At 42.9% G+C, this 25,044-nt stretch carries 24 protein-coding genes and 6 tRNA genes; 15 read left to right on the top strand and 15 right to left on the bottom strand.

The window, feature by feature from the left end; all coding sequences use genetic code 11:
- Positions 1 to 7: 7 nt before the first annotated feature.
- The 8 genes from Q4486_RS04530 to arsC all read right to left on the bottom strand — a co-directional run bounded on the left by Q4486_RS04530 (position 8) and on the right by arsC (position 6,677).
- Entirely contained in the window at positions 8 to 1,597 is a 1,590-nt protein-coding gene (locus tag Q4486_RS04530; protein ID WP_303518517.1) for a GDYXXLXY domain-containing protein, read from the bottom strand.
- Entirely contained in the window at positions 1,590 to 2,597 is a 1,008-nt protein-coding gene (locus Q4486_RS04525) for a DUF2157 domain-containing protein (RefSeq protein ID WP_303417001.1), read from the bottom strand. Before Q4486_RS04525 ends, Q4486_RS04530 begins: the two co-directional genes overlap by 8 nt.
- A gap of 109 nt (positions 2,598 to 2,706) precedes the next feature.
- Entirely contained in the window at positions 2,707 to 2,958 is a 252-nt protein-coding gene (locus tag Q4486_RS04520) for a zinc ribbon domain-containing protein (RefSeq protein ID WP_303518515.1), read from the bottom strand.
- 46 nt (positions 2,959 to 3,004) lie between these two features.
- Entirely contained in the window at positions 3,005 to 3,475 is a 471-nt protein-coding gene (locus Q4486_RS04515) for a nucleoside triphosphate pyrophosphohydrolase family protein (RefSeq protein ID WP_067867534.1), read from the bottom strand.
- A gap of 52 nt (positions 3,476 to 3,527) precedes the next feature.
- Complete coding sequence (locus tag Q4486_RS04510; RefSeq protein ID WP_303518513.1) at positions 3,528 to 5,300, bottom strand: SufS family cysteine desulfurase; 1,773 nt, start codon at positions 5,298 to 5,300, stop codon at positions 3,528 to 3,530.
- The gene (locus Q4486_RS04505) at positions 5,263 to 5,700 is read right to left on the bottom strand and encodes a DUF2069 domain-containing protein (RefSeq protein ID WP_067867531.1); all 438 of its coding nucleotides are present in this window, start codon (positions 5,698 to 5,700) and stop codon (positions 5,263 to 5,265) included. Before Q4486_RS04505 ends, Q4486_RS04510 begins: the two co-directional genes overlap by 38 nt.
- Positions 5,701 to 5,725: 25 nt before the next feature.
- Entirely contained in the window at positions 5,726 to 6,325 is a 600-nt protein-coding gene (wrbA, locus tag Q4486_RS04500; RefSeq protein WP_303416988.1) for an NAD(P)H:quinone oxidoreductase, read from the bottom strand.
- 1 nt (position 6,326) lies between these two features.
- Positions 6,327 to 6,677, bottom strand: coding sequence for an arsenate reductase (glutaredoxin) (gene arsC / locus Q4486_RS04495; protein ID WP_303518511.1), 351 nt, complete (start codon positions 6,675 to 6,677; stop codon positions 6,327 to 6,329).
- A 175-nt stretch (positions 6,678 to 6,852) separates the two neighbouring features.
- On the opposite strand from arsC, the gene Q4486_RS04490 reads away from it, so the two are divergent.
- The 3 genes from Q4486_RS04490 to Q4486_RS04480 are packed head-to-tail and all read left to right on the top strand — an operon-like array spanning position 6,853 to position 9,512.
- On the top strand, positions 6,853 to 8,112 hold the full coding sequence (locus Q4486_RS04490; protein ID WP_303518509.1) for a YihY family inner membrane protein: 1,260 nt from the start codon (positions 6,853 to 6,855) through the stop codon (positions 8,110 to 8,112).
- Between the two features lie 32 nt (positions 8,113 to 8,144).
- Positions 8,145 to 8,429 carry an acylphosphatase gene (locus Q4486_RS04485; protein ID WP_303518505.1) on the top strand — a complete coding sequence of 95 codons (285 nt, stop codon included), beginning with the start codon at positions 8,145 to 8,147 and terminating at the stop codon, positions 8,427 to 8,429.
- Positions 8,430 to 8,465: 36 nt separating this feature from the next.
- Positions 8,466 to 9,512, top strand: coding sequence for an HDOD domain-containing protein (locus tag Q4486_RS04480; protein WP_303518502.1), 1,047 nt, complete (start codon positions 8,466 to 8,468; stop codon positions 9,510 to 9,512).
- Positions 9,513 to 9,578: 66 nt separating this feature from the next.
- On the opposite strand, the gene Q4486_RS04475 is transcribed toward Q4486_RS04480, so the two are convergent.
- The 4 genes from Q4486_RS04475 to Q4486_RS04460 all read right to left on the bottom strand — a co-directional run bounded on the left by Q4486_RS04475 (position 9,579) and on the right by Q4486_RS04460 (position 13,403).
- The gene (locus tag Q4486_RS04475) at positions 9,579 to 11,303 is read right to left on the bottom strand and encodes a proline--tRNA ligase (RefSeq protein WP_303518497.1); all 1,725 of its coding nucleotides are present in this window, start codon (positions 11,301 to 11,303) and stop codon (positions 9,579 to 9,581) included.
- An 83-nt stretch (positions 11,304 to 11,386) separates the two neighbouring features.
- A complete protein-coding gene (locus tag Q4486_RS04470) occupies positions 11,387 to 12,226 on the bottom strand; it encodes a mechanosensitive ion channel family protein (RefSeq protein WP_303518495.1) in 840 nt (279 codons plus the stop codon).
- A 23-nt stretch (positions 12,227 to 12,249) separates the two neighbouring features.
- Positions 12,250 to 12,729 (bottom strand): DUF523 domain-containing protein, encoded by a 480-nt coding sequence (locus Q4486_RS04465; RefSeq protein WP_303416968.1) that lies wholly within the window; start codon positions 12,727 to 12,729, stop codon positions 12,250 to 12,252.
- Between the two features lie 242 nt (positions 12,730 to 12,971).
- Positions 12,972 to 13,403 (bottom strand): MaoC family dehydratase, encoded by a 432-nt coding sequence (locus Q4486_RS04460; protein ID WP_303416965.1) that lies wholly within the window; start codon positions 13,401 to 13,403, stop codon positions 12,972 to 12,974.
- Between the two features lie 257 nt (positions 13,404 to 13,660).
- On the opposite strand from Q4486_RS04460, the gene fabV reads away from it, so the two are divergent.
- The 4 genes from fabV to Q4486_RS04440 all read left to right on the top strand — a co-directional run bounded on the left by fabV (position 13,661) and on the right by Q4486_RS04440 (position 18,315).
- The gene (gene fabV / locus Q4486_RS04455) at positions 13,661 to 14,854 is read left to right on the top strand and encodes an enoyl-ACP reductase FabV (protein WP_303416963.1); all 1,194 of its coding nucleotides are present in this window, start codon (positions 13,661 to 13,663) and stop codon (positions 14,852 to 14,854) included.
- 107 nt (positions 14,855 to 14,961) lie between these two features.
- Positions 14,962 to 15,705 (top strand): META domain-containing protein, encoded by a 744-nt coding sequence (locus Q4486_RS04450; RefSeq protein WP_303518494.1) that lies wholly within the window; start codon positions 14,962 to 14,964, stop codon positions 15,703 to 15,705.
- Between the two features lie 94 nt (positions 15,706 to 15,799).
- The gene (locus Q4486_RS04445; RefSeq protein ID WP_303518492.1) at positions 15,800 to 18,010 is read left to right on the top strand and encodes a YgiQ family radical SAM protein; all 2,211 of its coding nucleotides are present in this window, start codon (positions 15,800 to 15,802) and stop codon (positions 18,008 to 18,010) included.
- Positions 18,011 to 18,129: 119 nt separating this feature from the next.
- Positions 18,130 to 18,315: a hypothetical protein gene (locus Q4486_RS04440; RefSeq protein WP_067867486.1), complete on the top strand. Its 186-nt coding sequence runs from the start codon at positions 18,130 to 18,132 to the stop codon at positions 18,313 to 18,315.
- A gap of 66 nt (positions 18,316 to 18,381) precedes the next feature.
- Here the strand turns inward: Q4486_RS04440 and Q4486_RS04435 are convergent, their stop codons facing one another.
- Both Q4486_RS04435 and Q4486_RS04430 read right to left on the bottom strand, forming a co-directional pair.
- Entirely contained in the window at positions 18,382 to 18,984 is a 603-nt protein-coding gene (locus tag Q4486_RS04435; protein WP_303518490.1) for a DUF5610 domain-containing protein, read from the bottom strand.
- A gap of 234 nt (positions 18,985 to 19,218) precedes the next feature.
- Entirely contained in the window at positions 19,219 to 20,547 is a 1,329-nt protein-coding gene (locus tag Q4486_RS04430; protein ID WP_303416955.1) for a diguanylate cyclase, read from the bottom strand.
- A 136-nt stretch (positions 20,548 to 20,683) separates the two neighbouring features.
- Between Q4486_RS04430 and Q4486_RS04425 the strand changes: the two genes are divergently transcribed.
- Positions 20,684 to 21,592 carry a hypothetical protein gene (locus tag Q4486_RS04425; RefSeq protein WP_303518487.1) on the top strand — a complete coding sequence of 303 codons (909 nt, stop codon included), beginning with the start codon at positions 20,684 to 20,686 and terminating at the stop codon, positions 21,590 to 21,592.
- An 84-nt stretch (positions 21,593 to 21,676) separates the two neighbouring features.
- Positions 21,677 to 23,062, top strand: coding sequence for a cysteine--tRNA ligase (cysS, locus tag Q4486_RS04420; RefSeq protein WP_303518484.1), 1,386 nt, complete (start codon positions 21,677 to 21,679; stop codon positions 23,060 to 23,062).
- 57 nt (positions 23,063 to 23,119) lie between these two features.
- Here cysS and folD read toward each other — a convergent pair whose 3' ends face one another.
- A complete protein-coding gene (folD, locus tag Q4486_RS04415) occupies positions 23,120 to 23,974 on the bottom strand; it encodes a bifunctional methylenetetrahydrofolate dehydrogenase/methenyltetrahydrofolate cyclohydrolase FolD (protein ID WP_303416951.1) in 855 nt (284 codons plus the stop codon).
- Positions 23,975 to 24,335: 361 nt separating this feature from the next.
- On the opposite strand from folD, the gene Q4486_RS04410 reads away from it, so the two are divergent.
- The 6 genes from Q4486_RS04410 (at position 24,336) to Q4486_RS04385 (ending at position 24,975) form a co-directional block, all read left to right on the top strand.
- A tRNA-Arg gene (locus Q4486_RS04410) sits at positions 24,336 to 24,412 on the top strand.
- Positions 24,413 to 24,435: 23 nt separating this feature from the next.
- Positions 24,436 to 24,511 (top strand) — tRNA-His (locus Q4486_RS04405).
- A 15-nt stretch (positions 24,512 to 24,526) separates the two neighbouring features.
- Positions 24,527 to 24,611 (top strand) — tRNA-Leu (locus Q4486_RS04400).
- A 20-nt stretch (positions 24,612 to 24,631) separates the two neighbouring features.
- Positions 24,632 to 24,707: transfer RNA gene (locus tag Q4486_RS04395), tRNA-His, on the top strand.
- A 31-nt stretch (positions 24,708 to 24,738) separates the two neighbouring features.
- Positions 24,739 to 24,823, top strand: a tRNA-Leu gene (locus Q4486_RS04390).
- Between the two features lie 67 nt (positions 24,824 to 24,890).
- A tRNA-Leu gene (locus tag Q4486_RS04385) sits at positions 24,891 to 24,975 on the top strand.
- Positions 24,976 to 25,044: the final 69 nt, after the last annotated feature.

Here is a 25,044-nt window from a genome sequence, read left to right as displayed (position 1 = left end):
TGCCCCATTAGGGTCTATTTGTACCTAATAAAACATACTGCTTGTCACGAAGCCCCACTAGAAGCATTTCCCCGTCACCGCTAACTTTAAATTCACCGTATTTAGCTTTCTCATAGATTTTGGCACTGCCTTCTTGGAAGAAGAATGCGTTAGTGGCAAATTTTAAGACACCATCACGGATCCTATAGTGCAGCTTGTACTGTTGAGGCGATAGCTCGGCATCAGGATTGAGTGTAATAAACTGAGCGACACTGTGTTGATCGAGCTGCACAATGGCAAACCCATCTACGGATTCTTTGTCGCCGATCGCGTACTGAATCGTTTGACTCATTCTATAACGAAGTCGCATATAATCTCCCTGCATCAGTGAACGTGGATCAACAGGCGCCAGTTCGAGTAATACGCTTTGCCCTTCGCGAATTAACGATTCCTTTTGATAAATATTTATATTGATAGCGGCTAATACGATTAAGATGGTGGCTAAGGAGATCCATTTTTTTCCATTCATTGGTGCGCTGTTAGCTGGGTCTAAGGTAGGTTGAGCCTTGCTGAAGTAATGCAGCGCTCCGACAATTGTAAGGCAGACTGCGCCGATGGAGAGTAAATAGATCGATTTAACCAGCAGTGTTTCCGATAGGCTGTAGTAGTACCAAGATATAAAGCTGATTAAGGCAAGGATGCCTAACGCCATTAAGATAAGGCGCTGTCTAAAGAAGCCGACCAACAGAATTAAGAGAGCACTGCTAACACCTGCAATATTAAACGATAGCCCGAGTAGCATGAGGGTTGCGATAACCGCGATAGAACCGGATGGCGAGGCCAGTTTGATGTTCTGTTCTGACAGAATGGCAAAGACAAGGTAGAGACATGTGCCCGCTAGGATCAGGCTCCCAATCAAGGGGCTGTATTGTTGTAAAAAGCCCACCTCTGCTCTGAATAGGTAGTGTGAAAGTTCATGTTGAAAGAGGAAATGCCCGCTAAATTGCAGAAGTGATATCGCGAGGCCAAAGCTGATAGGCAGCAGATGTGAACGGTATTTATACCAATGTTTCTCTCGGATCCAAATCAAGGTGAAAAGCGCTGCGGCGAGTGCGCTATCTAAGCCAAAAATACCCTGTTGGTTTAAGCCCCAAAAGAGCGCAACCATGGCGAACCAGCTACTGAAAACCCGATGTAAGAAATTCGGCATAATCAAAGCTAAAGCCCCTTGAAATAGGGCTAAGATCAAAAATGCGGAGGAATCTGAAATCGAAAAAACGGTAAAAATGCCCCAAGCTACCATAAACTGGCCGCACAAACTGATAGCTAAACCGAGCTGCTCTAAGAAAGGAGTCTTATCATTACGAAAGATAAAGTACGCGGCAGTACAACAGATAAGGCCGCAGAGGGCCAGTAGCACTTGGTTATCGTAGATAAATAAGCTACCAATAATGGTGCCGACAAAGGCGAGTAAAAACAGCGCGGCTATCCAACCGGCAAAGCCCTGCATTGTTTTTATATACCAAGGGCTTAAATCTAATTCGTTTTCCGGATAGTCAGTGCGGGTCAGGTTATTTCTCTGCAATTCAAGCCATAGCTCATTCCCAGAATTACGCATCCTGATGCTCCTTATCGCTCGTGATTGGCTGATCGGCTGCATGTTCTTTACTAAGTTTTTTTAACCAGATGCCCGCAGATGAAGATAGCCCGATAATAAATATTGCGATAATTAAGAAGGCGTCGCTCTCTAATGCATCATTAAATATATAAATTAATAAGCTACTCGCAATAACAATAGCGCTGGTTACACAGCCAGAAATAATGAAAAGATCGAAGAGGCGGTAGCGGTAGTAGAGATAAGTGCAGAGGATCCAAACTAAATAACAAGGGAGTCCCCATTGTAGTTCGGCCTCATCAAATATGGCCCAAATCGCCAACCATGTTGCGGCTATGCCGGACGCTAATAAGCAGGTTTGAACGACCAAACGGTTATCTAAGCATCGTGTTTTACCCTGTTGAAGTACTTCAAAGGCGATGGCAAGTAAGGTATTGAATAGCAGGAAAAGGCCCACTAAATCGTCATAGTGCAGCAGGATGCCAAAGACACCGCGGAAATCATAATAGTAGAGGTAACAGGATAAATTGATTAAGAGAACCCACAGGAGCCACAATGTGCTTGCGCGGTTGGTGACGGCGATAGGGGTCATAAATAAGGCCCAAAAGGCAAACAGCTGCCAAGGGTCAGCGCCGGTTTGGTAAATCTGTCCACTTAACGCAAGCAGGGCGCCGATCAGCATTACCATAAGGAAAGCGATGGCGGTGCTTGGTAGGGTGAACGGTTTGAGCTTGGTATAGATCAGGGTACTGACCACCAGAGAGGTTTGCATTAAGGCGAATTTAACGAGGTTGCTCATCTCATCCCAGTTAAATGCAAAGAAGAATAAAGTCCCCGCCGCCAGAGAGATAACACCCAGCCATAGGAAGAGGTTTTTTATAAACTGAAACCATTGTTGATTATCTGGGTTTGCATGGGAGAGTGAGAGGGCGGTATCTACGTCATCTGGGCTGATGTAGCCTTGCTCTGCCCAATGGAGTATATGTTGGCGCTTTGAATTCATAAAACAGGCTTCCTGCCGATAGTCGTAGTGAAAACGCTATAGGTTTAAGTGTAATGAGCTGCCTACAATGATCCTGATTCGTTGTAAGCAGATCGGATTGCATTGCTTTCTAACTACAGCCTCCACTCGGGCAGTCTTTTCCGCTCATGCAGGGTAGATCTTTGGCCTTTATTTTAGGGCCATTTTTTACCATACCTGTAACCGCGAATAACTTAGTTACTAATGATTTTGTAGGTATACCTTGAGGATCAATATTTGCTAATAGGCAGAGCTCCTCCCAGTTTTTTGGAGTAAGCGCTACAGTATGTGTTACTTCGATGATATCACCGGTTTCTTCAATGCGGTAATCATATGTCGGCATCGGTTAATCCAAATATAGTAGGTTTAAGATCTGCAAACGAGTGTTGTTAGTCTAGTACAGGTTCATGCCAGTTAGTGTTTTTTAAGAACTTGTGAGCTGGGTAGAACTTACCATCACTGCCAGTTTGGTCTTTTGTGGATTTTACATAGGCTTCTGGAAGTTCACCGCCGGCATAAACATCTAGGCCTTTTTCATTTCGGTAGAAGGCAAGCGTTTTGTCGATCTCTGCTTGGGTTTTACACAGCTTTGATAAGTTGCTTGCTTGAACCGCTGCCATATCTTTGTCGGCATCAATGCCCATAATATGTGCCATGCCGTAAGTCACTACTAGAATATCAGCGACCGCATCACGTATTTCAGACATGTCTTTTTTCTCTATACCTTCAACAAGCTCTGCAAGCTCTTCTTGGATAAGGTGTAGCTGTTTGGCTGACTTTTCCCAATTAGGGTTTTGCATATCCCCTTTCTCGTTTCCGAAAACTGTATTTAGATAGGAAACATCAGTGAAATTGCTCATCTTTACTCCATTACTTGTTAAAAATAGTCAGAATATTTAAATATTAATTATCTTAAGAGCTATCTGTTTGCTTTGCGGCCAATTGATAAATTTTATCGACTACTGCGCGAATACCATTGCCGCGTGAGGGGCTTAAATGGCGTTGTAAGGATAGCTGATTAAAAATGGATTCTATATCAATATCTTGGATCTGTTGTGCTGTTTTATTATGAAATAGATCTAATATTAAGGCTAATAGACCGCGAATAATACGGGCGTCTGAGTCTGCTCTCAATTGTATACGCTGATCTTGCCCTAGTTCATAAAGCAGCCAAGTGTTACTTTCACAGCCCTTTACTCTATTGGCATCTGTTTTGAGATGTTCAGCTAAGCTCTGCAGTTGTTTGCCTTGTAGCATGATTTCACGATAACGGGCATTCCAATCCCGTAGGCTGAGTAATTTATCGAACAACCCTTTTTTTGCTTCCTCTATCGCATGGGTAGACGGGGTGCCTTTAGAATTAGAGGTAACTAAAGCTGACTCATCACGGCTAATCATATCTAATGCTGTGACGAAATTTTCTACCTCATTAAGCGTATTATAGAAAGCAAAAGATACCCGTGTAGTACCTGATAAACCTAGAGCTTGCATGAGGGGCATAGCACAGTGATGACCAGTGCGAACAGCAATACCTTGTTGATCTAGCAGATAGCCAATATCTTGTTGATGTTGATGAGCTAAAGTGAAAGAGATGAGGCTTACAGACTTTTGAGGTGATGCGATCCGCTGCCATCCTTTAATTTGAGAACAACCATCAAGTGCAGCTTTATATAAGCTAGTTTCATGCTGTTCAAGTAGGTGCCTATCTTGGGCTTGTAGCCATTCAATAGCGGAGGCAAGTCCTATAGCGCCAGAGATGTTAGGTGTGCCCGCTTCAAATTTAAAAGGTAAATCATTAAAGGTGGTTTCGCTGAAACTCACTTGAGAGATCATCTCTCCACCCGCTTGCCATGGAGGCATGGCTTCTAATAATTGTTGTTTCCCATAAAGCACCCCTATGCCTGTTGGCGCGTATAATTTATGTGCTGAAAAAACATAAAAATCTACATCTAGGTCGTTTACATCGACTTGAAAATGAGGGAGTGCTTGGGCTCCATCAATTAAGGTTAAAGCGCCTGCATCGTGAGCTAAAGATATGATCTGCTTAACGGGATTAATCGTACCTATGGCATTAGATACATGAGTAATAGCAACAAGGCGAGTTTTATGGGTAAGTAAGGTTTTATAGGCCTGTATATCAAGGTCGCCACTCGCTAACAGTGGAATAACTTTAATAATCGCGCCGCTTCTCTGTGCGAGCAATTGCCAAGGAACAATGTTGGCGTGATGCTCTAGAGGGCTGAGTATAATTTCGTCATCAGGCTTTAAATAGCTTCCCCAGCTATTGGCAATTAGGTTGATTGCCTCAGTTGTGCCGCGGGTCCAGATGATCTCTTTACTGCTTTTAGCGTTTAAAAAATGGGCGACGGTGTCGCGAGCGGCTTCAAACTTACCGGTTGCCTCGGTGCTTAAAGCATGGCTTGCCCTATGCACATTGGCATTAAATGTGGCGTAGTAATTATTTACGCTCTCAATAACAACACTTGGCTTTTGCGTCGTCGCGGCGTTATCTAGATAGATAAGAGGGCAGCCATTAACCTGCTGTTCTAAAATAGGAAACTGGTTGCGTACCTGTTCTAGGGTTTGTTTCTTTGCTTGATCTGAGGCCGTCATGACTCTCTCTAGCGAATAAGTTGTTGAGCGACGTTTAGCTTTCTGGGTTTTTGCTGTTTGCTTTCTTTTCATTATCCCAATGGGCTAACTGTTTGTTGTAGCGGCTCTGCCAGCGTGCATACATCATTGAGCTGGTGAACAACGTGCCGACTAACAGCGAGTAACCTAGCCCATAGATAAACGTATTGGGGTTGGTTGCAGCTAAAACTGACTGAATAAATGGCAGTAATAATACGAAGCATAGCCAAGCGTGGCCGCGAGGATTCCCTGTAATAATGACACGAATAAATGCGAGTAGTGGCAACATATGAAGTAAACTGATCACCCATGGATGACCGGTAGGTACTGGAATTAAAAACATATGCCATAAGATAAACCAGCCTAATAAAGCGGTGTAACTGGTAACTGTTACTCGTCTGCTAAAAAGGGCTTTAGCGGCGTAATTATGGTCGTCTGGTATATATGCTTTCAAAAGAGAGTTCTCAATGTTGTTAGGTTTACAGTTTATGGCGGAGCTTATGTGCGAGTTCGCCAAGACGTTTGCCTTGCGCGACACAGAGTGACAACTCATTGTCATCAAGTGGGCGGTTATCTTGGCCTGCAACATGGGTTGGGCCGTATGGTGTTCCACCGGTTGTTGTCTTTAACAAAATAGATTCGCTGTAAGGTAGGCCTGCGATCACCATACCCTGATGGAGCAGGGGGATCATCATAGAGAGTAGAGTCGTTTCCTGTCCGCCATGGAGGCTAGAGCTTGAGCTAAATACGGCGGCAGGTTTGTCGATTAGCGCGCCAGAAAGCCAAAGGGCACTTGTTCCATCGATGAAATATTTTAATGGTGCTGCCATATTGCCAAAGCGGGTTGGGCTACCGAGGGCAAGACCTGAACATTCAGCCAAATCCTGTTCGCTGCAATATAGCGCGCCCTCATCGGGTATATCGGGTGCCGTTGCTTCACATATAGTTGAGATGGCAGGCACTGTTCGTAATCGAGCTTCCATGCCCGATTGTTCAATCCCGCGTGCAATATGCTGTGCCATAGATCGTGTTGCTCCATGGCGACTGTAGTAAAGAACTAACACGTAGGGCTGAGACATGTTACAAAATGTCCAAAACGGACTCAGGAGGACGTCCTATTCGTGCTTTATCACCGTTGATGACGATTGGACGCTCAATAAGTTTGGGTACCTCGGTCATTACTTTTATAATCTGCTCATCTGATAAAGCGGTGTCATCTAAACCTTGTTCTTTAAATTCAGGCTCTTTCGTGCGTAAAAGCTCGCGAGCTGATATCCCTAGTTGTTTCAACACAAGTTTAAGCTCATCCGCAGAAGGCGCATCATCAAGATATTTACGTATATCTGGTTGAACGCCTTGCTCTTCAAGTAAAGCTAAAGTTTGACGGGATTTGGAACAGCGGGGGTTGTGGTAGATAATTACTTCACTCATTGTGCTATACCGTACTTATTAATTATTAATCAATCAGAGTAAAACGGATGATTGATTTAACATGTTAGGTTATTTTGCATCATTGTATACGGCTATAAGATAGATTTCATGAGTGAATCACCTTTTTAGGTACCTATTACTTATTGTATTTTTGAACGCTGTTTAAAGGAGTGTTATGAGCAGATTGTTTAACCATCCCTATCTACTGTTTCTGAGGTATCTTTTTGCTCAGTTTCGTCATAACCAAGGGATTTTGAATTCAGCGGCATTAACTTATACCACGCTATTTGCGGTAGTGCCTTTAATGACAGTTTCCTACGCGATGTTGGCCGCTGTGCCATCTTTTCAAGGGGTTGGACAAGAGCTACAAGGTTGGGTGTTCCAAAATTTTGTACCGACAACTGGTGCAGTAGTACAAGATTATCTAACTGACTTTTCATCACAGGCTCGTAAACTAACGGCGGTTGGTATCGCTGTATTAGCGGTAACGTCGATCATGATGATGAAGAATATTGAAGCGGCGTTTAATCGTATTTGGCGTGTATCAGAGCCTCGCAAAGGGTTATCAAGCTTTCTACTCTACTGGGCTATTTTGAGTTTAGGTCCAATTCTAATTGGCTTAGGTCTGTTGCTGACCTCTTATATTGCATCTTTACCTTTTATTTCCTCTGCCACAGAGCTTGTAGGTAGAGGTCGTTTGTTGAGTTTGTTACCTACTTTGTTTTCTGCTGCTGCATTCACGCTGATTTATGTTGCCGTACCCAACTGCCGCGTTCCTTTTAAAAGTGCGTTGATCGGTGGTGTTGTCGTGGCTTTGCTGTTTGAAACCGCTAAACGTGGTTTTGCTGCTTTTGTTACTCAGTTTCCCTCCTATGAATTGATCTATGGTGCATTTGCTGCTGTTCCTTTGTTTCTGCTTTGGATCTTTATTAGTTGGGTGATTATTCTTATGGGTGCAGAATTGACTCGCTGTATTACGGTTTATCGGCCAATGGACAAAGGTAAGAAAATACCTCATTTGTATACAGTCGTCGCGGTTCTGTATCGGCTTTGGAAAGCGCAAAATGAAGGTGTAGCGGTCACTGATCGATGTTTGTTACAGGAAGTGGATACACTAGATCAAGGGCGTTGGGATACCTACATAAGATTACTAATAGAGGAGGGGGTGATCAAGCGTAGTGATCAAGGTGAATACCTGCTAAGTCGGAGTATGTCGAGTTTGTCCTTATATGAGCTTAATGACTTATTACCTTGGCCTACACCAGCACCGCTGAAAAATGACTCTGTCCTTGAGTGGGAAAGGGCTTTAAATCAACGCTTACAAGAAGTTCATCATATAGAGAAGAATACTTTTTCTGTTTATATGGAACAGTTATTTAACGGTGATTTAGTAGTTGATTCTACTGGCGATAATGAAACACACAAAGAAGTATGAGTTAATCGTTATAATATTTGATGGGGATTAGTATGACGGAAGTTTGTCTGCATGCGGTTGTTATTGGTCGCGTTCAAGGTGTTTGGTTTCGGAAGTCGACTCAAGAGTATGCTGAGTCATTAGGGTTAAGTGGTTGGGTTAGAAATCTTCCGGATTCAAGTGTAGAGCTGATGGCCTGTGGAGATGAATTAGGAATAAGGCAACTTGAAGCTTGGCTGAGTCAGGGCCCTGAGTTGGCTAGTGTTGCTGAAGTCAAAAGTCGGTTAGTTGCGTTGGAAAAGCTACCTTTTCCCTTCGCTGTGGTGGAGCTTGAATAAGTTTTCAGCGTTGTTGTACAAGTGGGGGATGATTATATGTTTGAGCGAATAAAAGCTTTTTTTTGCGGTAAGCCTCAACTAGAAAACGCCTCTGTTTTTAAAGCAGAGTCCTCCGATAAAGCTCAAAAGAGTAGTGAGTTAACTTTATTAGAAAGTGAAAGTTATGGTTTTAAATCCTTAGATAACGCGCGTGAACTGAGTTTAACCTTTGTCAGTAGTTTGCTGGGGGTTAGGGCATTAGATTCTGATGAATCCAAAGAGCAGGAACGTTTGTTAAGAGCGTCTTTGGATGAGGAGCTGATTGGTTTAAGTGATGAATCAATACCTAAGTTATCTAAAACGGCATTAACACTTATGGCCGATCTTCTTGATTCAGATACTGCCCAGAGCAAAATCATTACTGCAATTCAAGAAGATCCGGCACTGGCGGGAAAAGTTATATCGATTGCTAATTCGCCTTTTTTTGTTTCTTCCGATATGGAGATCAAAGATTTAGGTCATGCTCTCAGTCTTTTGGGTGCTGAGAGACTAAAAAAAGTGGTTATGTCTTCTCTGTTAGCAGATAAGTTTGAAGTGAATAGCTATTATTTTGAAACCTTTGGTAAAGCGTTGTGGGCACACTCATCAGAGGTCGCGGAAAATGCCCGTAAAATTGCTATAAAAGTTGGTGCTAATCCTAACTTGTCTTATTTTGTTGGCCTGATTCACGATATAGGTAAGTTAATGATTTTTAAAAAATTGGTTGAGTTGCATAGTCATGAAAGCATAGAGCCTCATCCACAAGTATTTAGTCATCTTTTGAATGATTATTCCCATGCTTTAACACGTCAAGCCTGTGAGTTTTGGGCGTTACCTGAACATTGGTATCAGCCGATACTTGAGTGCCAGACAGCAGAACCCGGTGATTTGAAACTGCCTGAATCTATGGCCCTCTTTTTGGGCAATCATTTTGCGGAACTGCATAGTCTTCATCAGGCGGGTGAGATCACTGATTTTGAATTGGTTTGGCGACTTACTGAAGTTGGTTCGAATATTGATGAGTATCAGGGTCTATATTCAGATTCGTTGAAAGCTGACGAGTGATAATTAAGGCAATAAAAAACGGGCTCAATGGCCCGTTTTTAAGTGGTGAAGTAGGTTGTATTCAAATTAAAGGTTAATGCGCTCCGCTAGAACAGACATTAGCTCTTCTACTTTGATATCTTGTTTATCTGTATCACGGCGACCTTTGTACTCTAAGGTACCCACTTCTAAGCCTCGTGGTGAAATAACAACACGATGAGGAATCCCCATAAGATCCATATCTGCAAACTTCACACCTGGACTGGTCTTTTTGTCGCGATCATCCAGAATAACGTCATACCCTGCTTGCTGCAGATCTTTGTACATCTGGTCGGTTAATGCTTTTACATCATCCGATTTGTCGTACTGAAGAGGGATAAGTGCAATATGGAAAGGCGCAATGCTTTCTGGCCAGATAATGCCGCTCTCGTCATGATTTTGCTCAATGGTTGCAGCAATAACACGTGATACACCGATGCCGTAACAGCCCATATCCATAACGACAGATTTACCATTTTGGTCGAGGACTTTAGCTTCTAAAGCTTCAGAGTACTTTTGGCCAAGTTGGAAGATGTGACCGACTTCAATACCGCGCTTAATTTCAATGGAGCCTTCACCGCAAGGGCTTGGGTCACCTTCGACGACGTTACGAATATCAGCGACCTGTGGAAGATCTACATCGCGGTTCCAATTGATACCAAAATAGTGCTTGCCGTCTATATTAGCACCAGCGCTGAAGTCTGATGTTTTAGCCACTGTACGGTCGGCTATCACAGGAATCTCTAAACCTACTGGGCCAAGAGAGCCAGGGCCTGCACCAATTAAATTGCGAATTTGCTCTTCTTCCGCAAACTCTAGAGGCTCTGCAACTTCAGGTAATTTCTCTGCTTTGATCTCATTGAGTTCGTGATCGCCGCGAACCAATAGAGCGACGAAATCTGCTTCACAGGCATCGGAAGCCACAACAAACAATGTTTTGATTGTTTTTTCGATAGGAACATCAAACTGAGTAACCAGTTCCTCAATAGTTTTCGCGTTAGGCGTATCTACTATTGTCATTTCAGTGGTCGGTGCTGCAAGCTCGCCTGCAGGAGAGAGCGCTTCGGCTAATTCAATATTGGCCGCATAATCACTAACGTTTGAAAAAGCGATATCATCTTCGCCTGATTCAGCCAATACATGAAATTCATGGGAGGTGGCTCCGCCAATAGAACCTGTATCAGCTAATACTGGGCGGAAGTCTAAACCTAAACGGTTGAAGATCGCGCTATAGGTTTGATACATCTGTTCGTAAGTTTGTTGTAGCGACTCAGTACCTACATGAAAGGAATAGGCATCCTTCATAATAAATTCCCGTGAGCGCATTACACCGAAACGGGGGCGTATTTCATCGCGGAACTTCGTTTGAATCTGATAAAAGTTAGCAGGTAGCTGTTTATAGCTTTTGATTTCGCGGCGGATAAGGTCGGTAATTACCTCTTCATGCGTAGGGCCCACACAAAATTCGCGGTTGTGACGATCTTTGACGCGTAATAGTTCTGGACCATACATCTCCCAGCGGCCTGATTCTTCCCAAAGTTCAGCCGGTTGAATCGCAGGCATAAGGACTTCCATTGCGCCAGACTTGTCCATCTCCTCTCGTACGATTCGCTCTACTTTTCGCAGGGCGCGTAATCCCAATGGAAGCCAGCTGTATAGGCCTGAAGCAACTTTGCGAATCATACCTGCGCGTAACATTAGCTGATGGCTAACGACTTCTGCGTCAGATGGAGTTTCCTTAACCGTGGAAATGAGATATTGGCTTGTGCGCATATTATTACTCAATCAAAGAATTCATTAACAAAACGAGGCACATTGTAGGTGCCAGTGCTTGAACTGCCAAGTAAAAATGAAAGTTATGAAGCTGCTTGAGTCAAAGTGACTTCTCGTTGCGGGAATGGAATGACTATTTTGTTTTCTTGTAATGCATTGTATACGGCTAAGTTAACCTGATATTGAACCTCAAAATAGCGCTCAGTTGGCACCCAATAGCGATAACCAATATTGATAGATGAGTCGGCAAAAGCCTCAATGCCTACTTGAGGTGCTGGGGTTGTTGGAATCTCATTAAATTGTGTAAGGGCGTGGTTGATTACGTTAATTGCTTCTTCAGGTCTGCACTGGTAACTGATGCCAACGTAAGACTCGACAATTTTATATTGAAATGAATTGACGATAACTTCGCCAACAATATGCTTGTTGGGGATGGTTATCATCTCTCCATCTTCTGTATCAAGGATAGTGTAAGCTAAACGTATCTCTTTAACTATTCCAGATATATTGTTGATATTTATAGTATTTCCAACAACAAAAGGGCGGGTTATTATAATGGTGAAACCTGCGCCATAGTTGGAGAAAACCCCTTGTAATGCTAAGCCTAAGCTTAATGAAATGGCACCTATAGCGGCCACGAAGGGGGCGACACTAATACCAAATTTTCCTAAGCAAACAATAAGCACCATTGCGATAATAAGGAGCTTAACGCAGCTGGAAATAAAGAGGCTTAAGGTAACATCGACATTTTTCTTTTCGCACAGCCTTAGGACAATTTTTGCTATCCAGCGGGCAACGATGAGCCCCAATAGGAAAATAATAATGGCGCCAATTACTTGGAAGCTATAGTTGACGAAAAATTCGATAACCATATTACTAAGCTTAGTAATTGTTTCTAACTCATTTTGAAGTTCTTGCTCCATTACTACCCTCTGCGGAAAAATGATTAAGCGGTGATTCTTTCTGAATCTTCGATAAAAGCAAAGAGTTCTGCAAGTTGTTTTTCATTAAAAACAGGAATGCCGTTTCTTAAGAGTTCAGCTGCCGCTACACCCGCACCATCCGTTAAGGTGTTTGTGAAGTTACCATCATAGATTTGATTGTTGCCGCATGAGGGGCTTTTGGCCTTCATTAAGGCGCAAACTACACCTTCACGTTTGGCTATTTCGAGGGTTTTTTCTGCACCACTTAAATATTGGGGCGTTACATCTTGCCCCTCTTTTGTGGTGATAAGTATCGGGAATTTACACTGGGTTTCAGCAGGAGGACGTGGGGTTGCTAATCCACCTGATATTTCAGGGCAGATGGGCACTAAACGTCCCTCTTCACGCCAGCGCTGTAGTTTCGGGTGATTAATTAAGTGATGACCACCATCGAAGCGAACTTTTTCTCCGAGCATGCAGGCACTAATAAGAATTCGTTTCATATCCGTATTTCTTGTTGTTATTTTTTGCGCACATTTTACGGGACAGTAAAAACTTATCAATGAACTAAAGTATAAATTAAAGATTTGATTTGATTTAGGTCAGTTGGCACTAAAAAATTAAGCGGTCTTTAATGGCTGCTTTTTTGATGGGAAGAGGAGGAGTGAAGGGTTGCCTGTTTAATATAGAAAAAACGATAAGCACCATTTTATAAAAGAAGTGGTGCTTAATCGTATCGGTAATTTTACGCGTCGCGTTTATCAACCATAAATGTGGCGCTACCAGTCGCAACTACTTTGTCGCCCACATAAACTTCTGTTTTGCATTTGACTCGTTTGCGGCGCGTATCAATTTCTTCAACGGTGAGGACTGCATTAGCTGTATCGCCAATGAAAACAGGTGCTTTAAATTTGATCTGTTGATCAATGTAAATGGCGCCAGGTCCTGGTAATTTTGTACCTGCTACAGTGGAGATAAGAGCTGCGCTAAACATACCGTGAACAATGCGTTTACCAAACATTGTTGTTTTTGCGTATTCATCGTTGATATGTACTGGATTTGTATCGCCAGATATACCTGCAAACAGACAAACATCGGCATCGGTGATGGTTTTTGCAAATGAATCGTTCATTCCTACTTCAAGGTCTTCTAAGTAATAACCATGTAAATCGGACATTGGGTAATTCCTTAAATAAGCGTCAATAATAGTGTGATAATAACGAATATTACGGATGAATAGCTAATAGAAAACAGCAGAGGTAACAATTCGATAGAATTGGCTAATCCGCTGGCTGACTATGGTTATAAACATTAAATATTACAATCTAGGTGTTTTTGTTGGTTTTTTAGCCCTGATATGACGCTGTAAATTTTGTGCTATTTCATGTATCTTACGAATCAACTTTATTTACTGGATTTGAGACCCGTTTACGCATGATTATCAAACCAAAAATTCGCGGTTTTATTTGTACTACTACACACCCTGAGGGCTGTGCAGCCAATGTTCGTGAACAAATTGCCTATACTAAAAGTAAAGGTGAAATTGCCAACGGACCTAAACGTGTTCTCGTTATTGGTGCATCAAGTGGTTATGGCCTTTCATCACGTATCGCTGCGGCGTTTGGTTCAGGTGCGGCGACTATAGGCGTTTTCTTTGAAAAGCCGGGCACAGAACGTAAGACGGGTACAGCGGGTTGGTATAACTCCGCGGCATTTGATGCAGAAGCGAAAGCGGCTGGCTTATATTCAAAAAGTTTGAATGGTGATGCTTTTTCCCATGAAGCTAAAGCCAAAACTATCGAATTGATTAAAGAGGAGATGAAGCAAGTTGACTTAGTTGTTTATTCTCTTGCTTCGCCTGTGCGAAAAATGCCTGATACAGGAGAGGTTGTTCGCTCCTGTTTGAAACCTATTGGTAAGCCTTATCAGTCTACGGCTATTGATACTAATAAAGATGCCATTATTAGTGCTGAAGTTGAGCCGGCTACCCAGGAAGAGATCGACGCAACCGTTACCGTTATGGGTGGTGAAGATTGGGAATTGTGGATCAATGCACTCGAAGAAGCCGACGTTCTGGCTGAAGGTTGTAAGTCGGTGGCTTATTCCTATATAGGCTCCGATATAACATGGCCGATCTATTGGGATGGTGCTTTAGGTAAAGCTAAGCAAGATCTTGATCGAGCAGCGTCTGCAATTGATGCTAAGCTAAAAGTTAAAGGCGGGCAGGGGAATATTGGTGTTCTTAAATCGGTCGTTACTCAAGCGAGTTCAGCGATTCCTGTTATGCCGTTGTATTTGGCTATGTGCTTCAAGGTGATGCGTGAGAAAGGCTTGCATGAAGGCTGTATGGAGCAGGTTCAGCGCTTGTTTGCTACGGGTCTTTACGGTGAATCGGTTGTTATGGATGAGAGTAACCGTTTCCGCATGGATGATTGGGAGCTTAAAGATGAAGTTCAAAATGCCTGTCGCGAAATCTGGCCTCAAGTTACCACAGAAAATCTGTTCGATTTGACCGATTATCAGCTTTATAAAGATGAATTTTTAAAATTATTTGGCTTTGGAATTGAAGGCATCGATTATGATCTTGATGTCTCTCCGCTCGTGGAGTTTGATGTAAGCGATATATAGTTAATGGGTTATTTGCCAGATAGTAGCGGTATGCTACTATCTGGTGTCTGTAGGTCTTTTATATATCCTTTCTAACCCTGTTTTTTTACTTCAAACGGAATTGAAGAATGCGCTTTATACCTGTAACTCTACTGTCTGTAGTTTCCTCTTTTATCCTCTCTGGATGCCTGTCACAGCCTTCTATGTATAAGAGTGATGGCACTTCTGTCATCATCGATGCGCAGCCATTATCACACCTGCCAGAATCTGCGAAAGTTGAGATTTCATTAATTTATAATGACCATAGCGTTAAATCCGAGGTGATCGAAGAGGGTGGCTATTTACCTTATGACTATGAGCTACCGGTTGAAGCGGACAAGCAGGCCTCAGTCAAAAAAATCAAGGTGACGGCGAGTATTGGGACGCAAAGGGTATTAGAGGGCGAGAAAGTACTCCCCATTGTCGATGATGCCCCTGTTGTCTTGCATGCGCTTAGTGAGCTTGTTTTGAAGAATACTTATTGGCGAGCAGAGGATATTTCTGGACGGGGTATTCCACCATCGACCGAAACGACTCTGGTTTTTAATAGTAATAATCGGTTATCGGGTTATGCTGGCTGTAACTTATATCAAAGCGCTTATGCCTCTTTGTCGGTGTTTCTTGAAATTGATAAAGCCCGTTTAACACGGCAGCGCTGCTCTAGTCCTATCATGTACCATGAAAATCGTTATTTAGCCCTACTGACTTCAGCGGAGTATTTTTCTATTGATGAGCAAGGTGATCTTGCGATTTACTTGTCTGAACGTGAAAAGCCGCTTAAATTTACTCCAATAACCTATCCAGAAGCCCAGCAATCTATGATTCTTCAGTAAAGTTTTCATATGTGAGCGGTTTTCACTGGGAGTCACCTCTAGTTTCTGAGAAAATAGATTTTCTTAGTCACTTACTCCGGTCTATACCTCCTATATGAGTCAAATCAAAGCCCCTGATCTATTTTCTTATCCTAAATACTGGGCTGAATGTTATGCGCCAGCTCCTTTTTTGCCTACCACTCGAGAAGAGATGGAGCAGCTTGGTTGGGATAGCTGTGATGTTATTATCATTTCAGGGGATGCTTATGTAGATCATCCTAGTTTTGGCATGGCTGTAATGGGGCGTCTGTTGGAGGCTCAAGGCTTTAGGGTCGGTATTATTACGCAGCCCAATTGGACAAGTGCGGATGATTTTAAAGCATTAGGTCAGCCAAATTTATATTTTGGTATTACCGCAGGGAATATGGACTCCCTTATTAACCGTTATACGGCGGATAAGCGTATGCGTCATGATGATGCTTATACGGCTGGTGGAATGGGAGGTAAGCGTCCCGATCGAGCCGTGATTGTTTATAGTCAGCGTTGTAAAGAAGCATACAGAGATACACCGGTTGTTTTAGGTGGTATTGAAGCGAGTCTTCGTAGGATAGCTCAATACGATTATTGGAGTGATAAGGTTCGCCGCTCTGTATTGATGGATGCGACAGCGGATATTCTGCTTTATGGTAATGCGGAGAGAGCGATTGTTGAATTAACCCATCGCTTAGCTAATGGCGAAACTATTGAAGCTATTAACGATCTGCGTGGTACAACGATTCTTTCTTCAGCGATTCCTGCTGATTATATTGAGGTTGATTCTACACGTATCGATTGGCCGGGTTATATTGAAGATCTACCAAATCCTTATGAATATAAAGATGTAGCAACTTGCGATAAAAAGGATGATGCTGACAATACGGTTCAACCTTTGCGTATTGTTCCTGCACCTTTAAAGGGTAAAGAGAAACTGCCAGACGAGGCTTATATTCGTTTACCTTCCTTTGAAAAGGTATCAAAGGATCCGGCGCTGTATGCTCATGCTTCGCGGGTGTTACATCAAGAATCAAATCCCCATAATGCTCGCATATTAGTGCAAAAACACGGTAATCGTGAATTGTGGGTTAACCCTCCACCGATTCCATTGACCACCTCCGAGATGGATCAAGTGTTTGGTTTGCCGTATCAGCGTATACCTCACCCCCGTTACGGACAGGAAAAAATTCCTGCCTACGATATGATTAAATTCTCTATTAATATTATGAGGGGGTGTTTTGGTGGTTGTACTTTTTGCTCAATTACCGAACATGAAGGGCGAATTATCCAAAGCCGTTCCCATGAATCGGTAATTAATGAGATTGAGGAGATAAGAGATAAGGTTCCAGGCTTTACGGGCGCTATCTCAGATTTAGGGGGGCCTACCTCTAATATGTATCACCTTAACTGTAATGATCCAGAGATCCAGTCTTCTTGTCGTAAGCTTTCTTGTGTATATCCGGTTATTTGTAAGAACTTAGATACTGATCATAGTCCAACGACTCAGCTTTATAGAAAAGCACGTAAAGTGAAGGGCGTACATACAGTATCTATCTCATCGGGTCTGCGTTATGACTTAGCAGTAGAGGATCCGGAATATGTACGAGAGCTGGTGACATATCATGTTGGGGGATATCTCAAAATTGCCCCTGAGCATAGCGAAGAGGGCACGCTATCAATGATGATGAAACCAGGGATGGGGACCTATGATGCGTTTAAGAAGATGTTTGAGCGTTTTTCCCGTGAGGCGGGCAAAAAACAATATCTTATCCCGTATTTTATAGCAGCTCATCCTGGGTGCGAGGATGAGGATATGGTCAACTTAGCTCAGTGGCTTAAACGTAATGAGTTTAAAGTTGATCAGGTGCAAACGTTTTACCCTTCGCCGATGTCTCTAGCAACGGCGATGTATCACTCAGATAAAAATCCGCTGAAAAAAGTAACCTATAAAAGCGAGAAACTCTATACACCTAAGAATGATGATCAGCGAAAGATACAAAAAGCATTGCTGCGTTACCATGATCCTGTGAATTGGCCGTTACTGCGTCAGAAACTTCCAGAGATGGGGTTTGCTCATCTGGTGGGGGATGGTAAAAATAGCTTAGTACCTGCTGAGGAGGAAAATACAAAAAAAACACTTTCTCGGAGCAAAGGAGGAGCTAAGCAGACGAAGAGAAATGCTTCGTCAGCAAGTAAGCGGTCAACGGATTTAGCCGCTAATGGCAAAAAACCTAAAAGCCAAAAATTTAATAAGCCAAAGCGTAAGCAGCAGCGATCATTGAAACCAAAATAGATAAGTTCAAGAAAGGTCTGTTCAAATAGATGGCTGTTGTTAAAATGTAAAAGCAGCCGATATTTGGTTTCATTAACGTATGAATATTTTAGTGCAGGATCAGCATAGGAGGGCTCCATATGGCAGCTACCGACAAAGTACATCCTAAATTCACAGAGGCGATGGAGAAGCTATCGGCAATGAGCGAAGAGGAAAGGCTTTCAGAGAAAAATAAAGATCTTTTTGAGCAAGCTATGAATTATGCCCCGCTTGATATACAACCAAAACTGGTCGCTATTCGCAAAAAGTATGATGAGTTGCATTAAATCTTGGTCTATATAGTGTCGCATATAAAGCGGCACTATATTTTTACCAATATCTTAACCGATCGTTTACATTCTTAGTCTATTCAAAAGCTCATCATCCCATATATCATCAGGCTTGATCATCAATTCTGATTCATTATCTAGGTTGCTCTCATCATCGCAGCAGTAACCAAAGCTCTGGCTGTACTCACTTAGCTCCGCATAGAGTTGCTCTTCTATTTCCTCTACTTGCCAAGCAATTTTTCCTTCGAGGAGCTGTTTGCTATCAAGCACTTCTCTTGTCTCTATAATCCCATTACGAAGCGCTTCTTTAGTCATATTAATGAAGCAATCGAGAGCGGAAGATTCATTTAACTCCGTATGGTACTCAGTGAAGGGGATAAAAAGGTTTATTGCTGTTGAAAGTATATCTGTTGCAATGACTTCGGGGCTTGTTACATCTTTCGCTTCATAATTTAAATCGAGCGGGGTATCGGACAGCTCTAGCGCAAAAATTTTATTGAAATGACTGAGTATCGAATGATAGAGCAGGGTTTGTAAATATGATTTCTGGGCCTGTTGCTTAGAGCTCGATCTTCGTTTGATGATACTTTGCTCAGGCCCATCGCCTGTAAAGGAGGGGCGGTGGCGTTTGGGTGTTGTTGTGGGTTGGGTGTTATTTACAGTCATCACTTCCTCCTAAGGCTGAATATTTCTGTTGATTAAGTATTGACCATTTTTTAGAGGGCTGACTGATTTTTATTCAATTGAAGTCATTGCTTCATGGAAATAATTCAGTTTTGACTTACTTGTTATTTCGGATGGCTTGATCTGTTAAGACGATCTGGACAACGTTAGATCTTAAGGGAGTGGGAAGTTCTCTGTTGTGTGTGAGGTATAGTTAAACCGAAAGTGGCTTGGGTTTTATTTGTATAAATAATAACCATTACCGCCTAGTGATTTTGCAGCGTACATTGCCTTATCAGAATTGCTGATTAGTTTGTCCGCATCATCGCCATGCTCTGGGTAAACTGAAATACCAGCGCTAGCGCCGAGATTAACTTTAATATTGTCAATTACAAAGGTATGTCTTAGTGAGGTAATGATTTTCTGTGCAACAACGACAACGCTTTCAACGGAGCCAACCTCTTCGAGTAAAACGGCAAACTCGTCGCCGCCTTGGCGCGAGACCGTATCTACTTTTCGGACGGCTTCTTTAATTGTATTAGCTGCGTGGATTAGTACTTTATCCCCAAAAGGGTGACCGTATGTATCATTTAAAGGTTTAAAGTCATTTAAATCTAAATAGATAACAGCGCATCGAGTGTTATTACGATTGGATTGCTGGATGCTTTGGCTGACACGATCAAGAAATAAAGCACGATTGGCAAGGCCTGTTAAGGCATCGTGGAATGCTAAGAATTCTAGTTTATCTTGGGTCTGTTTTTGTTCTGTATTGTCAGTGAATTGCCCCATATAGTGGGATATCTTTCCATCACTTGAACGAATAACCGATATTTTTATTTTTTCATTGTAGAGTTGGCCATCTTTTTTGCGATTCCAAGTCTCTCCTTCCCAATAGCCGTGGTAGTGGAGTTGGTGTTTAATGCTTTCCATAAATTCGGGGGCGAGCCAATTAGCATTGATGATAGAGGCGGGTGCGCCAATTATCTCATTGGCTGAAAAGCCAGTAATTCTTATAAATGCAGGGTTGACTAGTGTTATTTTGAAGCCCGTATCGGCAATAATGATCGCTTCGTTGCTGTGTTTAATCGCATGTGTTGCCAGCTCGCTATAGGTCGACCCGTTCACTTGTAGGGTTGGAGATAGCTTCATCAGGCCGATGATGCCTGTGACGTGACCACAGTTGTTTTTAAGAGGTGATTTGCTTAGCCAATAGGTATCTGTGGCTGTTGAGTGAAGATATATATTATCTAGCTCTATTGTCGCTTTGTTGTGGAAGACAAGAGCGTCGGAATCGATTAATTGGTCTTGAATGAATTTAGGGAATAATTGACGATCGGTACGTCCTTTGATCGCGTTAACGGGAATACCAACAAGATCTGCATAAGCTTTATTTGCATAAAGGTATTCTGCACGTCTGTTTTTGATCCAAGCAGGATAGGGAAGTGCTTCCAAAATGGTAAGCTGCTGGGAGGGTATAGTTCTATTGTCAACGAGGGGCGATGGCGCATCTATTTTGGGATAAAATGTGCTTTCTTCATCCATGTTGTTGTGTATATCGTTTCCCATTCCCTATAGAGCCCTGTTATTTTTACGTTTGCCGGTAGCGAATCCTTGCAGTTTTTAATACAAACGTCTAGTGCTTATGTCAATCGAATAGATGAAAATAAGTGATGATTAGTTATTCTTGATAGAGCGGTGCTGTATGAGCCTTTTCAGGTACGTTAAACCTTGTGTTGTTTTTTTTGTGGTCATCACGGTGGGCTGTGCTCCTTTGAATACCGCTAATGTTTCTTCGTCAAGTGCAGGGGATATAGTGCGTGCCTCTTGGCCTGTCGAAGTGAGGGAGACTTCAGGAATAGCATTACATAAGGGATTAAATTGGACGGTTAATGACAGTGGCGGTGAGGCGGTTGTGTATGCCATCAATAATGATCATGGCATTGAGAAAAAGATCTATATCCGCGGAGCGAAAAATGTCGATTGGGAGTCATTAGCTCAAGATGATGAATTTTTGTATATCGCCGATTGTGGAAATAATCGCGGCAACCGTTCTGTTGTGCAGATCTATAAAGTCCAGTGGCTCTCGCTAGTAGAGGGGGTTACGGGGGGAAGTGTGGCAGCAGAGAAAATGGATATTCACTACGCGGATTTTCCTGAAGAAAAGCTGAGTAAGGAGCATAACTTCGATTGTGAAGCACTGACAGTCGTTGATGATGAGTTATGGCTTTTTACTAAAGGCTGGGGTAACGAAAAAACTAAACTCTACAGATTGAATAAAAATAAATTGAATCAATCGGTACTTGCTGAGCAAGAATATAATGTTGATGGCTTAATTACAGGGGTTGATTTTGATCCATTATCTCGACGTTTAGTTTTGCTGGGCTACGATAAAAATTTAATTTTTGGGCAGTCGTTTATCTGGCTTATTCCTGTTGATCGGCTTCCGCTGTGGGAGAATGCTAAGCGTATTAAGCTACACCCTTATGCTCAATGGGAAGCGGTTGTGTGGAATAGAGAGGGGGAAGGAAATGAGTTGCTTTTAACGAGTGAGAGAAGCCCATTATTAGATGAGAGTATAGGGCGCTTAATAATTAAACCGGAGCTGCGCTAAATAGAGAATGATCGCCTCGCAGATGAAAACGAATTCATCTACAATACTGCTCCTTTCAAATCATTGAACAATAAGTTACGAATCATGCTGCAGATATACAATACGTTAAATAAAGAGAAAGCTCCTTTTGTTCCTTTGCAAGAGGGGAAAATAAAAATGTATGTGTGCGGTATCACCGTATATGACTTTTGTCATATAGGTCATGCTCGGGTGATGGTGGCTTTCGATGTGATTACCCGTTATCTACGCTCTCAAGGTTGGGATGTAGATTATGTTCGTAATATTACGGATGTAGATGACAAAATTATTAAGCGTGCGGCAGAGAATGGTGAAACACCAGAGCAGCTGACTCAGCGAATGATTGCTGCGATGCATGAGGATGAAGATAAGCTCTCTGTACTTCGTCCAGATCAAGAGCCTCGTGCTACAGCGCATATTGATGACATTATTGCCCTTGTCGCGACACTCATTGAAAAAGGGTTTGCTTACCCTGCCTCCAATGGTGATGTGTATTACCGGGTTGAAAAATTTGAAAATTACGGAAAACTAACTAACAAGAATGTTGATGAGTTACGTTCCGGCGCGCGAGTAGAGGTTGAAACCGCTAAAGAGAGTCCGCTTGATTTTGTGTTATGGAAAGCGGCAAAAGAGGGTGAAGTGAGTTGGCCCTCTCCTTGGGGAAATGGTCGCCCAGGTTGGCATATAGAATGTTCCGCGATGTCAAAGTGCTGTTTAGGCGATACCTTCGATATTCATGGCGGTGGACCAGACCTTCCGTTTCCTCATCATGAAAACGAGATTGCTCAATCTGAAGCAGCTAATGGTTGTACTTATGTGAACACATGGATGCATGCAGGGCCTGTGCGCGTTAACTCAGAAAAGATGTCTAAGTCATTAGGTAACTTTTTTACCATTCGCGATGTACTGGAAAAGTACAATGCGGAAGTCGTGCGCTTCTTCCTAGCACGGGTTCATTACCGTACTTATATTGATTACAGCGAAGATAGCTTAAAAGAAGCGCGAGTTATGCTTGAGCGCTTCTATCAAGCACTAAGAGGTGTTGAGCCTATAGACGAGGTTATTGAAAATGATTTTGATGCCCGTTTTATTGAGGCTATGGATGATGACTTTAATACGCCTAAAGCTATATCTGTGCTTTTTGAATTAGTGAACGAGCTAAACAAAGCCTCCCGTGAAGGGGCTCCCGAAGCCGGTATGTTGGCTGCGCAGTTGAAGCGTTTAGGAGGCATTCTTGGTTTGCTTCAGCAAGATCCAGCTGGATTCTTGAAGGGTGAAGATAAAGAGGGTGAGTTGGGTAGCGATGAGATCGACGAGCTTATTCAGCAGCGGGCAGCAGCTAAGACAGCGAAGGACTTTGCTGAATCCGATCGAATCCGTGATGAGTTGGCTGCTCAAGGCGTGATTCTTAAAGATACTCGGGAAGGAACTACATGGTTTCGTGAAGCTTAGGCTTTCTTATGCAACAAAAAAGGCAGCTAAAGGCTGCCTTTTTTTGTGTTTAGACGCTTAACTATCTTGTTTGTTAGCTGCTTCTAAAGTGTTTTCCATTAGTGTTGCTACGGTCATAGGGCCTACACCGCCTGGTACGGGTGTTATAAAGCCTGCACGTTTTTCCGCTTCTTCAAAGCCAACGTCACCCACTAAACGGCCATCATCTAAACGATTGATACCTACATCGATAACGGTAGCCCCCTCTTTGATCCATTCGCCTTTTACTAGGTTCGGGATGCCAACGCCGACAATGACTAAATCAGCGCGGCGAACATGAGCTTCAAGATCGCGTGTAAAGCGATGTGTCGTGGTAACAGTGCAGCCCGCTAAAAGCAGCTCCAGTCCCATTGGACGACCCACAATGTTGGATGCCCCTACGACCACCGCTTCCATACCGTGCAGGTCTTGATGAGTGGACTCCAGCAAGGTCATGACACCTTTAGGTGTGCATGGGCGTAAAACCGGCATACGTTGTGCTAAGCGTCCTAAGTTAAAGGCATGGAAACCATCCACATCTTTTTCAGGGCGAATACGTTCAAGGATTTCGTTTGAGTCTAGATGCTCGGGTAAGGGGAGTTGAACCAAGATACCGTTGCATCCGGGGTCTTCATTCAGCTCATCGACTAATTCAAGTAGCGCTTGCTGTGTCGTTTCAACAGGAAGGTCGTATGAACGAGATTCAAAACCGACCTCTTTACAGGCGTTTTTTTTATGTCGTACGTAAACTTGTGACGCAGGGTCCATACCTACAAGGATTACGGCTAAACAGGGCGCTTTTTTGCCCTTGTCTAAACGTTGTTGGACGCCGGCTGCTACTCGTTGACGTACTTCGGCGGCAATTTTCTTGCCATCAATAATCTGTGCGCTCATTAAAGGGAGGTTCCTTTAGAAAAAATATAACTGAGATAATTCTCTCATGGTTAGGATTTAGCTCCAAGCGCCTTTTGCTAATTAGATGGAGGAAAGTAAGGCTGTAAAAACCACATTTCTTCCTTATGAAATAAGCAGTTGATGAGTTCTTGTGAGAGGAGGGTGCTTTTTTGTATGGAAAATAACCTAATCTGCACATAAGTTGAGCAATCTAACTCATTTATTTTCTTGGATAAAAAAAGGGTTGACGCTGAAATTAGAGCTGTATATTATTCGCACCTCCTTAAGACGAGGTACTTAAAAACAGCTAACAAATACTGTTTTGAAAGTGCTAAATTATTAAGGACTGACGATGAGTCGGGCGCCTATAGCTCAACTGGATAGAGCAACGCCCTTCTAAGGCGTAGGTTCCAGGTTCGAGTCCTGGTGGGCGTACCATTGTCAGTATAGAGAATATTATGGTGGGCATAGCTCAGTTGGTAGAGCTCCGGATTGTGATTCCGGCGGTCGTGGGTTCGAGCCCCATTGTCCACCCCATTCTCTAAAAGGTAAGCGGACGTGGTGGAATTGGTAGACACGCCAGATTTAGGTTCTGGTGCCGCAAGGTGTGAGAGTTCGAGTCTCTCCGTCCGCACCATTTGTAAGATGTTCTCTGTGGTGGGCATAGCTCAGTTGGTAGAGCTCCGGATTGTGATTCCGGCGGTCGTGGGTTCGAGCCCCATTGTCCACCCCATTACAGTAAAGAATTATTAAGTAGCGTATATGCGGACGTGGTGGAATTGGTAGACACGCCAGATTTAGGTTCTGGTGCAGCAATGTGTGAGAGTTCGAGTCTCTCCGTCCGCACCATTTACGATACTTTAATAAGCAGTTAGTTTTAGAAAAAATATCACTGTATAATCAGTGAACACAGTGCGCGGACGTGGTGGAATTGGTAGACACGCCAGATTTAGGTTCTGGTGCCGCAAGGTGTGAGAGTTCGAGTCTCTCCGTCCGCACCATTTTTTCTTAACCTCTCAATACTCCTTTCTTCTCTATATACCAGCGCTCTAAACAATAAAATCATCTTC

This window comes from Neptuniibacter sp. 2_MG-2023, assembly GCF_030547495.1.
Classification (GTDB): Bacteria; Pseudomonadota; Gammaproteobacteria; order Pseudomonadales; family Balneatricaceae; genus Neptuniibacter.
This window is presented reverse-complemented; position numbering and strand designations above follow the sequence as displayed.

Coding starts and splice junctions, on each gene's coding strand:
- Q4486_RS04530 (WP_303518517.1), bottom strand. CDS start 1,597: ATGCGTAATTCTGGGAATGAGCTATGGCTTGAATTGCAGAGAAATAAC.
- Q4486_RS04525 (WP_303417001.1), bottom strand. CDS start 2,597: ATGAATTCAAAGCGCCAACATATACTCCATTGGGCAGAGCAAGGCTAC.
- Q4486_RS04520 (WP_303518515.1), bottom strand. CDS start 2,958: ATGCCGACATATGATTACCGCATTGAAGAAACCGGTGATATCATCGAA.
- Q4486_RS04515 (WP_067867534.1), bottom strand. CDS start 3,475: ATGAGCAATTTCACTGATGTTTCCTATCTAAATACAGTTTTCGGAAAC.
- Q4486_RS04510 (WP_303518513.1), bottom strand. CDS start 5,300: ATGAAAAGAAAGCAAACAGCAAAAACCCAGAAAGCTAAACGTCGCTCA.
- wrbA (WP_303416988.1), bottom strand. CDS start 6,325: ATGTCTCAGCCCTACGTGTTAGTTCTTTACTACAGTCGCCATGGAGCA.
- arsC (WP_303518511.1), bottom strand. CDS start 6,677: ATGAGTGAAGTAATTATCTACCACAACCCCCGCTGTTCCAAATCCCGT.
- Q4486_RS04490 (WP_303518509.1), top strand. CDS start 6,853: ATGAGCAGATTGTTTAACCATCCCTATCTACTGTTTCTGAGGTATCTT.
- Q4486_RS04485 (WP_303518505.1), top strand. CDS start 8,145: ATGACGGAAGTTTGTCTGCATGCGGTTGTTATTGGTCGCGTTCAAGGT.
- Q4486_RS04480 (WP_303518502.1), top strand. CDS start 8,466: ATGTTTGAGCGAATAAAAGCTTTTTTTTGCGGTAAGCCTCAACTAGAA.
- Q4486_RS04475 (WP_303518497.1), bottom strand. CDS start 11,303: ATGCGCACAAGCCAATATCTCATTTCCACGGTTAAGGAAACTCCATCT.
- Q4486_RS04470 (WP_303518495.1), bottom strand. CDS start 12,226: ATGGAGCAAGAACTTCAAAATGAGTTAGAAACAATTACTAAGCTTAGT.
- Q4486_RS04465 (WP_303416968.1), bottom strand. CDS start 12,729: ATGAAACGAATTCTTATTAGTGCCTGCATGCTCGGAGAAAAAGTTCGC.
- Q4486_RS04460 (WP_303416965.1), bottom strand. CDS start 13,403: ATGTCCGATTTACATGGTTATTACTTAGAAGACCTTGAAGTAGGAATG.
- fabV (WP_303416963.1), top strand. CDS start 13,661: ATGATTATCAAACCAAAAATTCGCGGTTTTATTTGTACTACTACACAC.
- Q4486_RS04450 (WP_303518494.1), top strand. CDS start 14,962: ATGCGCTTTATACCTGTAACTCTACTGTCTGTAGTTTCCTCTTTTATC.
- Q4486_RS04445 (WP_303518492.1), top strand. CDS start 15,800: ATGAGTCAAATCAAAGCCCCTGATCTATTTTCTTATCCTAAATACTGG.
- Q4486_RS04440 (WP_067867486.1), top strand. CDS start 18,130: ATGGCAGCTACCGACAAAGTACATCCTAAATTCACAGAGGCGATGGAG.
- Q4486_RS04435 (WP_303518490.1), bottom strand. CDS start 18,984: ATGACTGTAAATAACACCCAACCCACAACAACACCCAAACGCCACCGC.
- Q4486_RS04430 (WP_303416955.1), bottom strand. CDS start 20,547: ATGGGAAACGATATACACAACAACATGGATGAAGAAAGCACATTTTAT.
- Q4486_RS04425 (WP_303518487.1), top strand. CDS start 20,684: ATGAGCCTTTTCAGGTACGTTAAACCTTGTGTTGTTTTTTTTGTGGTC.
- cysS (WP_303518484.1), top strand. CDS start 21,677: ATGCTGCAGATATACAATACGTTAAATAAAGAGAAAGCTCCTTTTGTT.
- folD (WP_303416951.1), bottom strand. CDS start 23,974: ATGAGCGCACAGATTATTGATGGCAAGAAAATTGCCGCCGAAGTACGT.